The organism is Megasphaera jansseni, from assembly GCF_047974155.1.
Taxonomy (GTDB): Bacteria; Bacillota; Negativicutes; order Veillonellales; family Megasphaeraceae; genus Megasphaera.
In genome coordinates this window covers 1-11,349 of the sequence record NZ_JBHYRR010000048.1, presented here as the reverse complement: position 1 = coordinate 11,349, position 11,349 = coordinate 1, and the positions used below count along the sequence as shown (strand labels likewise).

Here is an 11,349-nt window from a genome sequence, read left to right as displayed (position 1 = left end):
CTATCCTGATTTCAGGAGGAAACTTAAACAGCAACCTTCTCAAGAATCTCCCGATTCTATAAGCGGGAGAGGTTCAACTGTCTAAAAAGTGTAAACTGCGGATCGATAGACAAAGAGGCAAAATAAGTGAAAAGGGATGGTTAAATTGGCAAATTTTGAGAGTAAAGAATATCCCAATTTGGCGAAATTAGCGGATAGTGCAGAACTCTTGATGTATTCGGATGCCAAGAGCAGTTTGACGATTTTCGGCTCTTTTGCTGAACAGCTGACCAAACTGATTTTCCGCTTAGATGGAATGAAGGATTGGAATTTACAGCAGAATGAGCGTATTTTGCGTATGCAGGCATCGAGTAATGAGTATCCGTCCAGTGTCACGGCGGCTTTGGACAGGATTCGCCGTTTGCGTAATAAAGCGGCTCATGAAGCTGATTTTTATCCCTCCCTTGAGGTGGCCTTATCTATTGACCGGGAAGCGTTCTTTGTCTGGTGCTGGTTCCTTGAAACGTTCACCCAGGCTGATATAAAGCCGTATCAGAAGCCTGTGGATCAGCAGACGATGGTTGCCGATCAGCAAAAGAAAATCGAACAGCTGACGGCTGAAATCGAGAAGCTTCAGCATACGCAGCCCGTAGAGGTATCCGAAAGTGTCCGCGCGGAACGGCGGCGTAAAAATAGGAAATTTGCCGCCAGGAACAAGCTTAGCGAAGCACAGACACGGGAAATCATCGATCAGCAGCTTCGTGATGCCGGCTGGGAAGCGGATAGTAAAAGGCTTAATAACTGGACAAAGGGGACACTTCCGCGCAAGGGCCATAATATGGCGATTGCCGAGTGGAAGCTGCCTCATAGCAAAGAGCGTGCTGATTATGTCCTCTTCAATGGCGAACGGGCTGTAGGTATCATTGAGGCGAAAAAGTATGAAGAACCGGTAGCCGCAGATGCGCTGAACCAGGCCTATGATTACTATAAGCATCTAAAAAATGCAGGAGATGTTGTGGCTGAGGGGAGGAAACCCTATGCCATGGATAGTGCTGTATTTTTATTCGGTGCCAATGGCCGGCCTTATTTATCTCAAATGAAAAACCAGTCAGGCATCTGGTTCCGTGATCTGCGCAATAAAAATCATCCCGACTGTCCCCTTGAAAGCTGGCTGACGCCGGATGACATCAAAATGAAGGAAATGGCCCGGCCCGAAGAGGATGCAGATTCGGCCTTGCAAAAGGATAACTACTATCCTGATTTTGCCGGACGCTATTATCAAAAGCTGGCCATTCAGGAAATCGAAAAAGCCATCGGCGAGCATAAGCATCGTATCCTGCTGGCCATGGCAACAGGCACAGGGAAGACGCGTACGGCCATAGCCCTGATGTACCGGCTGATTAAGAATAAGCGGGCCCGGCGTATCTTATATCTCGTGGACCGTCAGTCCCTGGCACAGCAGACGGCAGATGCCCTCAAAGATAATAAGGTGGATGGCCAGTCCATCCGTAGTATTTATGGCGTCAAAGAATATGGCGATAAGACTCCGGAAGCCAATACGCGTATCCATATCGCTACCGTACAAGGGCTGGTACAACGGCTGTTCAATAATGAAGAAGAACTGCCACAGCTTTCACCGGGGACGTATGATTTCATTATCGTCGATGAAGCCCATCGCGGCTATCTCGAAGACCGCGAGATGAGTGATGATGAAATGGAACATTACGACCCCAGTGAATATATCAGTCAATACCGCCGTGTCATCGACTACTTTGACGCCGTCGCTATCGGTATGACGGCGACGCCGGCCTTGAATACGGTAAACATCTTTGGCAATCCCGTCTACAGTTATACCTACAGGCAGGCTGTCCTCGATGGCTATCTGATGGATCACAATGCGCCCTATGTCATTACGACAGAACTTTCCCAAGCGGGTATCCATTTCCAGAAAGATGAGGAAGTCGAAGTCTTTCATGAGCCCGATGCGTCTATCAAGAAATATCAGTTACCGGACGACATGGATTTTGATGTCGACGCTTTCAATACGAAAGTAGTGACAGAATCCTTTAATCGTGTCGTCTGTCATGTCTTGGCAGAACGGCTGGACCCACTGGATCGGGAACTGGGCAAGACGCTTATCTTTGCCGCCCGTGATTCTCATGCCGATATGATTGTATACCTGCTGCAGGAGGCCTTCGCCCAAGCCGATAAGCCTTTGCCGGCGAATGCCATCATGAAAATTACAGGCCATGACCGCCATAAAGAACAGCATATCCGGGAATTTAAAAACGAAGAATTCCCGAATATCGTCGTTACTGTTGACCTTTTGACGACGGGCATTGACGTCCCATCCATCATGAACCTGGTGTTCCTGCGTCGCGTGAAGTCCCGTATTTTGTTTGAACAAATGATTGGCCGCGCTACGCGCCTGTTCCCGGGGATGGACTGCTTCAATATCTACGATGCCGTCGGACAATTCGCCAGCATGGAAAAAGTCACCGACATGAATGCGGTCATTCACGAAAAGAACGTCCATCGTTCTGTGGGAGACCTCTTTCAGTTAGTCACAGAAGCGAAAGATGAAGGCGACTTTGCAGAATATCGGGATCAGCTCATTGCCAAAGTGCAGCGTAAGCTGCATCGTCTGAATGAGAAAGATCGCAAATCGCTGGAAACAGCGACGGGCGTTCGGGACCTCTTTGAATGGGCCCGGTCTTTGGAAAAAAGCAGCAAGGAAGAAATGGTAAAAGAAGAACAAGCCATCCTGCTCGTTGATACTTTCCGCGGGGATTCCCAGAAGGTCCTTATTTCCCATCAGGACGATAAGCTGGTCAGTGTTCGTCAGAGCTATGGGAAAACCGGGGAAGGCCCGGGCGATTATCTGGAAGAATTCAATGCCTTCATCCAGAACAACGTCAATGCCATTGCGGGAATCGGCGTCATTGTGAATCGCCCGAGGGATTTGACCTTGAAAGAATTACAGCAGATCGATGCCATCCTTCAGGCACAGGGCTTCCGGGAACACGATTTGCAGTCTGCTTGGCGGCAAGTGAATAAAGAAGCGACAGCCGCTAATATTATCAGCTTTATCCGACAGGCTGCCCTGGGCACGCCGCTGGAGTCCGAAGATGCCCTGGTGGAACGCGCCATGAGCAAGGTCTATGGCTTGGCAGAATGGACGCCGACACAGATGAAATGGTTGGAACGAATTAAGAAACAGCTGCTCCTGAACAATGTCCTGGGGCCTAATGCCCAGGTCGCCTTTGACTCTAACGATGCCTTTCGCAGCCGTGGCGGCTATAAAGGGATGCAGCGGATTTTTAAAGACAAGACCGATGAAATTGTCGATGTCATCAATGATATTATATTTGCCTAATAGAAAGAGAAGATTATGACCAATCAAGAAATCGTACAACGTTTGTGGAATGAATGTAATGTCCTTCGTGACGACGGCATTACCTATCAGGACTATGTCACGGAACTTACATATATTTTGTTTCTCAAGATGAGCAAGGAGCAGGGCCAGGAAGAAGGAATCCCCGTGCAGTATCGCTGGGATGAGCTGAAAGCCAAAGAGGGGCTGGAACTCAAGAACTTCTATAAGCAGATGCTGCTGGACCTGGGCAATGCCCAAAAGACGCCGAACCCGAAAGTCAATGCCATTTATAAAGATGCGTCGACCAGTATTGATGAACCGGCCAATTTGGAAAAAATCATCAAGGATATTGATGAGCTCGACTGGTTCTCTGCCCGAGAAGAAGGCCTGGGCAACCTGTATGAAGGACTGCTGGAGAAAAACGCCAATGAGACCAAGTCCGGCGCGGGCCAGTATTTCACGCCGCGTCCGCTCATCAACATGATGGTGCGCATGGTCCGTCCTGAACCGGGAGAACGGCTCTGTGATCCGGCGGCAGGGACTTTCGGCTTTATGGTCGCCGCCAATGACTATCTGAAAAAACAGACCGATGATTATTTCGACCTGTCCAATGAAGAGCAGCATTTCCAGCGGCATGAAGCTTTTTCCGGGATGGAGCTGGTCCCGACCACTCATCGCCTGGCCCTTATGAATGAATACCTTCATGATATAGATGGACGCCTGGAACAGGGCGACAGCCTTTCGGCAGCGGGGAAATGGATGAGGGACTTCGATGTCATCCTGACCAATCCGCCTTTTGGTACGAAAAAAGGCGGCGAACGGGCCACCCGTGACGACCTTACCTATGCTTCATCCAATAAACAGCTCAATTTCCTGGAAGTCATTTACAACGCCCTTAACCGCAAAGGGACGGCCCGGGCTGCCGTCGTAGTGCCGGATAATGTCCTCTTTGCCGATGGCGTAGGCGAACAGATTCGCCGTGACCTCATGAATAAATGTAATCTCCATACCATCCTGCGCCTTCCGTCAGGCATTTTCTATGCCCAGGGCGTGCAGACCAATGTACTGTTCTTTGACCGCGGGACTACCGACCAGGACAATACTCAGGACGTGTGGATCTATGACATGCGCCATAAAATGCGTACCTTTGGCAAGCGCTCTCCTTTGAATGAAAAAGACTTCGCTGAGTTCGAGAAACTGTACTGCCCCGATAATCAGACAGAACGCAAAGAAACGTATGATGCAGAAACCAACCCTGAAGGACGGTGGCGCCGATTTACCAAAGAAGACATCGAGGCCCGTCCCAATACCAGTCTCGATATCTCCTGGATGACCGATGAAGAAGAAGCGGATAGCCGCAGTCTTTCTGAAATCCTGACAGCCATGCAGGAAAAATCCGAAGAAATTGCCAAGGCCGTAGCCGTACTCAGCCAGGAATTGGCGGAGGTGGATCAGGATGACTAAGCACCTCGACATCGATACCAAAGCCATGCGGACCAAAATCCTCGACCTGGCCATCCGGGGGAAACTCACGGACCAGCGGCATGAAGACGGCAACGCACGGGACCTCTTGAAAGCGATACAGGCAGAAAAAGAAAGACTCATCAAAGAAAAGAAAATCAAGAAAGAAAAGCCCTTGCCGGAAATAACAGAAGGAGAAAAGCCCTTTGATATTCCCGATAACTGGGAGTGGGTGAGACTGGGGGATATTGCTCAAGCAATTAATGGAGATAGAGGAAAAAATTATCCCAAACGTGAAGAGTATGTATCTTCAGGAATAGCATGGATTAATACAGGACATATCACCGACGATGGATATTTAAATGCGGATAAGATGAATTATATAACCAGAGATAAGTATGATTCATTACGCAGTGGAAAAATCCAAAGAAATGATTTACTGTTCTGTCTAAGAGGATCATTTGGAAAAGTCGCTCGTATAGAACCCTTTTGTGAAGGAGCTATTGCCTCATCGCTGGCTATTATTCGACTATTTGACACTGCTCTAAGGAAATATCTTTTTATCTATTTAAAATCCCCACAAGCTGTCAATGAATTAAATAAATATGCAAATGGCACTGCGCAACCTAATTTAGCTGCAAAAGATGTTTTAAAATACCTTATCCCGCTTCCTCCTCTTGCCGAACAACAACGCATCGCCGACAAGGTATCCGCTCTTTTTGCCCAGCTGGATGTCATCGATAAAGCCTACGAAAAATACCGGGAACTGCAGCAAGCCATGAAAGCCAAACTGCTGGAACTGGCTATGCAGGGGAAACTCACGGACCAGAGAGACGAAGACGGCAACGCACGGGACCTCTTCCAAGACATTAAAGAAGAAAAACAGCGGCTCATAGCTGAAAAGAAAATCAAGAAAGAAAAAACTCTGCCGGAAATCGAAGCGGATGAAACTCCCTTTGAAATTCCGAAAAACTGGATGTGGGTACGCATAAATGACTTGTTCGACGTTGCTCGTGGTGGCTCACCGCGCCCGATAAAAGCATTTCTTACCGAAGACATGAACGGTATTAATTGGATAAAAATAGGAGATACAGAAATCGGCGGAAAATACATTTATCATGTAAAAGAAAAAATTAAACCCGAAGGACTTAAAAAAAGCCGATTTGTAAAGAGTGGCGATTTGTTATTAACAAATTCTATGAGCTATGGTCGCCCATATATCTTAAAAACAGATGGATGTATTCATGACGGTTGGTTAGTTTTAAGCCCCTTTGTATATTCATTAAACAAAGAATTCTTCTATTATTTGATTTCTAGTCAATATGTTAAGCGAGAATTTACCAAGACAGCAGTTGGAGCTGTCGTAAAAAATCTTAATAAGAACAAGGTAAAAGCTATTATTATTCCCCTTCCTCCTCTTGCCGAACAAAAACGCATCGTTGCCAAACTGGATGAACTGTTGCCGCTTCTGTAACGCGACTGGCGAAAAGGCCGTGGCTCGTTGTTCGTAGCTCGTAAAAAAAAACGCCATTATACTCGGCTAGGCTGTGGCGAAATCTCTCTAGCGGGCTTCCCACGTGGAAGCCCCTACGAAACGGCCGCAGGCCGTGATTTTTTTGCGGTCTGCCACCTGCGAACAGCGGCCTGCGTCCATTTTCATCGCCTCTATGCGATACCGTAGGGGACGCCCTGGCAAGGCGTCCCGCGTGAATCTTGGAGATAGCCGGAATTTATGATGAGCGACACATGGTCGTAATATAATCGTGAGTTTAACGCGGCGAAGCCGTATTGTAGGGGCGACCCGTGGGGCGCCCGCTACACGCAGAGGGTTTCCCGAAGCGTCGTTGTTAGTTTGAGTCTGTTGCGGCGAAGCCGCATCTGAGTCCGAGAAAAGGCCGTGGCTCGTTGTTCGTAGCTCGTAAAAGCTTACCATTAGATTGGGAGGGGCTGTGGTGAAATCTCTCTAGCGGGCTTCCCACGTGGAAGCCCCTACGAAACGGCCGCAGGCCGTGATTTTTTTGCGGTCTGCCACCTGCGAACAGCGGCCTGCGTCCATTTTCATCGCCTGCATGCGATACCGTAGGGGACGTCCTGTTAAGGCGTCCCGAAGCGTTGTTGTTAGTTTGAATTTATAGCGGCAAAAGCCGCATTGTAGGGGCGACCCGTGGGGCGCCCGCTACGCGCAGAGGGTTTCCCGAAGCGTCGTTGTTAGTTTGAGTTTATAGCGGCGAAGCCGCATCTGAGTCCGAGGCTTGACGATGGTTGAGGATTGACGGTATAATAGATACGTAAAAAGAGGCAGCTGCCCAAGACGGGAATTCGGGGCGGCTCTTTTTTTGTTTTATCGTCATGATGCCAGGAAGGGCAGGATTGTATAGATGGGTAGTATTAAAGTACAGAAATTGAGTAAGTCTTTTGGAGTGCATACGGTATTCCATGATGTCAGTTTTGAAATCCGCCGGGGCGAACGGATCGGCCTCATCGGGGCCAATGGGGCCGGGAAGTCGACGCTGCTCAAGTGCCTCATGGGTGAAGAAGAGTACGATAACGGGGCGTTTGTCGTTTCCGAAGGTGAATCTATCGGCTATTTGCAGCAGGATATCACCTATGCCGATGATGTGACGCTGCGCCAGACGATTACGGAAGCCTGGCAGGATGTCATGAAGCTGGAAAAGGATTTGAAGGCTGTCGAAAAGGACATGCAGGCTCATCCCGACGATGAAGGCCTGATGAACCGCTATGCCCGGATGCAGGAACGTTTTGAATGGCTCGGCGGTTATGAATATGAGTCGATGTCTCGGAAAATCGTCCAGGGCCTGGGCTTTTCGGAAGCTGATATGGACCGGCCAGTCCAGAGTTTTTCTGGCGGCCAGAAGACGCGCATCAATTTGGCCAAAGCCCTGGTGCGCCGGCCGGACTATTTGTTCCTCGACGAACCGACGAACCATCTCGATGTGGATATGCTGGAATGGCTGGAAAGTTATCTCTTGTCTTATGGCGGCGGTATCCTCATCGTATCCCATGACCGGTATTTCCTGGACCGCGTGGCGACGGGCATCCTGGAACTGTCTCATGGCAAAGTGACCAAGTATAAAGGCAACTATTCGCGCTACGTCGAACAGCATACCCAGCAGCAGAAGGCCCTGGAAAAGGCCTATAAGAAGCAGCAGGAACATATCCACGAAACGGAAGAATATATCCGCAAGTACAAGGCCGGCATCAAAGCCAAGCAGGCCCGTGGCCGCCAGTCCCAGCTGGACCGGCTGGAACGTATCGAATGGCAGCCGGAGGATGAATCGCTGCATTTCAATTTCAAGCCCGGCGAAGAGTGCGGCCAGAAAGTCCTGGTCCTGGACAAGGTCAGCGGCGGCTTTGCTGACCGGCAGTTATTCGACCATTTATCGCTCCTCCTGCGCCGCGGCGAAGCGGCATCCCTTATCGGGCCCAATGGGACGGGGAAGACGACGCTCATCCGCATGATCATGGGTGAAAAGGAACCGTCCAGCGGTCATATTACCTTGGGCAGCCGCGTCCATATCGGTTATTTTGCCCAGGAACATACCGATTTGCACGGGGCCTGGACGGTTCTTGATGAAATCATGAATGATTTTAGTTATGGCGAAGAAGAGGCCCGGTCTGTCCTGGGGCGCTTTATGTTCCGCGGCGATGATGTCTTCAAGGTCATCGACAGCCTCAGCGGCGGGGAACAGGCCCGGCTGGCACTGTTGAAGCTTTTCCTGCAGGGGCCGAATTTCCTCATCCTCGACGAACCGACGAACCATCTCGATATCCCGACGCGGGAAGTGCTGGAACAGGCTTTGCTGGAATTCGGCGGGACCTATCTGGTCGTATCCCATGACCGCTATTTCCTCGATAAAATCACGCAGCGGACACTGGTCCTGGAAAATAAGCAGCTCACGGAATATGTCGGCAATTACAGTTATTACCGGGAAAAGGTCCGTGAAGCCCAAGAAGCGGCGGAAAAGGCAGCTGCAGAAACGCAAGGTTCCTCGCCAGTTCATGACAAAGAGGCAGGTCCGGCAGCGAAGAAGGCGGAAGCGGCACCGGCTCAACCCGTGAAAGCGCCGGCCAAAGCTCCGGCCTATGGGCAGGCGGCGAAACTGGAAAAAATCGAGATGAAAATTGCCGAACTGGAAGCGACGATCAAGATGTATGAAGTGCAGATGAATATGCCCCAGAACCAGACCGATGCCGACGCCATGATGGAATTGACGAAGGAATATGAAGCAGCCCAGGCCCAGCTTGATGAAGCGTATGAAAAATGGGAAGCCCTTTCGGAATCCTGAGACTGTCCGCGCATGGCAGATATGAAAAATAAATATAAACTTTAGGACCGGTGATTCGTAAAACGTAAAACTTTACGTAAACATCCCGATGTATAGTTTTAAAAAGCCCGTTTTCTTGACAGAATTTTTAAAAATATCAAGAAAACGGGCTTTACAAGTTTCCTGTACGTGGTATACTATGCTCAACTCCCACGAAAAGAGAGTATTTATTATATTCATAGAGAATACGGAAAGATTCTGATAGAAGGGAAGCGTTTATATATGGCAACAAAGTTCAACCCGGTTACGCCAGAATTATTAGCAGAATTACGTCAGGTCGTCGGTGATAAATACGTCAAGACCGACGCAGATTATTTGGAAAAATATCAGACTGACGAAGAAGGGAACTCCCATTATTTCCATAAACCGGAAGTCGTCGTCTTCCCTGGTTCGACAGAAGAAGTCGCAGCTATCGTCAAATTAGCCAATAAATACCTCGTACCGATTACACCGCGCTCGGCTGGTTCCGGCGTCGCCTGTGGCGCCATCCCTGTCTATCACGGTATGGTCGTCGAATTGGAACGGATGAACCAGATTCTCAAATTCGATGCCGATAATATGTATGCCGTCTGCCAGACCGGCGTCATCACCGGCGACCTGCAGCGGGAAGCCGCTAAACACGGCCTCTTGTATGCTGGTGACCCGTCCAGTGCTGACAGCAGCATGATTGGCGGCAATGTTGCCAACAATGCCGGCGGCAATAAGGCCGTCAAATACGGTACGACGCGCCATCAGATTTACAGCTTGAAAGTCGTCACGCCGACGGGGGATATCCTCGACGCCGGTGCCCGCCTCAAGAAGAGTTCTACCGGCCTTTGCCTGGAACAGCTCTTTGCTGGTTCCGAAGGTACACTGGGCATCATTACGGAAGTCACGGTCAAGCTCCGTCCCATGCCGCCGTATGCCTTCAATATGGTCTGCGTCTTCAAGACCGATGAAGAAGCTTTTGCCCTGCCGAATAAGATCCTTAAAGCCGGTATCGACCCGACGAGTATCGAATTCATGGACAATGAAGCCCTGCGCATGACTTGCAAGTTCCTGGACATGACGATGCCTCATGTCGATGAAGGCTGTGATTACGTCATCGTCACAGTCGAATCGTTCAGTGAAGATGATTCGGACCGCAAGATGGAACAGCTCTGCGATTTGGCAGAAGCCAACGGCTCTATCGATGAATTTGAAGCGGATAAACGTATCTGGAAACTGCGCAAACAGTTCGCCGAAGCGGCCCGCGATGTCGATAAGATGTTCCAGACAGAAGACTTCGTCGTACCTCTCGACCGGATTCCGGATATTACCAAACAGATTCCGGAACTGCGCGAAAAATACGACCTTTACTGCGTCACCGTCGCCCATATCGGCGATGGCAATATCCACGTCCTGCCTTTGAACGCCAAAGGGCTTTCGCCGGAAGAATGGTTTGAAAAAATCAAGGCCTTCCATCGTGACCTCTTCCCGCGCGTCTATGCCCTGGGCGGCAAGATGTCCGGTGAACACGGTATTGGCTATAAAAAATTAGAAGAATTCGCACTTTGCACACCGCAAGCCGAACTTAACGTCATTAAAGCCATCAAGAAAGCATTAGATCCCAATAACATCATGAATCCTGGCAAATTAGTAGATATTGACTAATTATTTCATAGAGGGGAAAGCAAATTGCAAAGACGGCAACGATTATATTCATAATAATCGTTGCCGTCTTTTTATATATTTACTATAATAGAATAAAGGAAATTACTAATGTACTTATTATAATCCTATATCTATGAAAACAGGTGATGAAATGAAATACTACAGCCGCTTAAAGACGCTTCGGTTGGAAGCAAGGCTCTCTCAGGCCGACGTGGCCAAAATCTTGAAGTGTTCACAAGTTGGATACGGCATGTATGAATTAGGGAAACGGAAAATCCCTGTAGAAAAGTTAATCCAGCTGGCAAGGCTGTACCACACCTCACTCGATTACATTGCCGGACTGACAGATGAACGGGAACCACGGCCCAAACATCAGGAGGACGATACTAGTTTGTAGTATGGAGTTTGTAGTTTGTAGCAGATGGTTTTTAAATTTAAAACCATCCGCTAGCCACTAACTGCTAGCCACTAACCACTTAAAAAGGGGCTGTCGCATTAAGCCATTTTGGCTTTGTGCGACAGCTCTCTTTTTGTATTCTATTTCATCGTTCTATT

The 11,349-nt window shown here is 49.0% G+C and carries 6 protein-coding genes; all 6 read left to right on the top strand.

What is annotated here, in order from left to right; all coding sequences use genetic code 11:
* Nucleotides 1-136 precede the first annotated feature (136 nt).
* The 6 genes from hsdR to ACE418_RS12960 all read left to right on the top strand — a co-directional run bounded on the left by hsdR (nucleotide 137) and on the right by ACE418_RS12960 (nucleotide 11,191).
* A complete protein-coding gene (hsdR, locus tag ACE418_RS12985) occupies nucleotides 137-3,355 on the top strand; it encodes a type I restriction-modification system endonuclease (RefSeq protein ID WP_416451003.1) in 3,219 nt (1,072 codons plus the stop codon).
* Nucleotides 3,356-3,370: 15 nt separating this feature from the next.
* Nucleotides 3,371-4,819, top strand: coding sequence for a class I SAM-dependent DNA methyltransferase (locus ACE418_RS12980; protein WP_416451002.1), 1,449 nt, complete (start codon nucleotides 3,371-3,373; stop codon nucleotides 4,817-4,819).
* Entirely contained in the window at nucleotides 4,812-6,290 is a 1,479-nt protein-coding gene (locus ACE418_RS12975) for a restriction endonuclease subunit S (protein ID WP_416451001.1), read from the top strand. Before ACE418_RS12980 ends, ACE418_RS12975 begins: the two co-directional genes overlap by 8 nt.
* 904 nt (nucleotides 6,291-7,194) lie before the next feature.
* Nucleotides 7,195-9,123 (top strand): ABC-F family ATP-binding cassette domain-containing protein, encoded by a 1,929-nt coding sequence (locus ACE418_RS12970; protein WP_416451000.1) that lies wholly within the window; start codon nucleotides 7,195-7,197, stop codon nucleotides 9,121-9,123.
* A gap of 261 nt (nucleotides 9,124-9,384) precedes the next feature.
* Nucleotides 9,385-10,794: an FAD-binding oxidoreductase gene (locus ACE418_RS12965; RefSeq protein ID WP_416450999.1), complete on the top strand. Its 1,410-nt coding sequence runs from the start codon at nucleotides 9,385-9,387 to the stop codon at nucleotides 10,792-10,794.
* A gap of 133 nt (nucleotides 10,795-10,927) precedes the next feature.
* Complete coding sequence (locus tag ACE418_RS12960; RefSeq protein WP_416450998.1) at nucleotides 10,928-11,191, top strand: helix-turn-helix domain-containing protein; 264 nt, start codon at nucleotides 10,928-10,930, stop codon at nucleotides 11,189-11,191.
* The last annotated feature ends 158 nt before the right edge of the window (nucleotides 11,192-11,349 follow it).

Coding starts and splice junctions, on each gene's coding strand:
- hsdR (WP_416451003.1), top strand. CDS start 137: ATGGTTAAATTGGCAAATTTTGAGAGTAAAGAATATCCCAATTTGGCG.
- ACE418_RS12980 (WP_416451002.1), top strand. CDS start 3,371: ATGACCAATCAAGAAATCGTACAACGTTTGTGGAATGAATGTAATGTC.
- ACE418_RS12975 (WP_416451001.1), top strand. CDS start 4,812: ATGACTAAGCACCTCGACATCGATACCAAAGCCATGCGGACCAAAATC.
- ACE418_RS12970 (WP_416451000.1), top strand. CDS start 7,195: ATGGGTAGTATTAAAGTACAGAAATTGAGTAAGTCTTTTGGAGTGCAT.
- ACE418_RS12965 (WP_416450999.1), top strand. CDS start 9,385: ATGGCAACAAAGTTCAACCCGGTTACGCCAGAATTATTAGCAGAATTA.
- ACE418_RS12960 (WP_416450998.1), top strand. CDS start 10,928: ATGAAAACAGGTGATGAAATGAAATACTACAGCCGCTTAAAGACGCTT.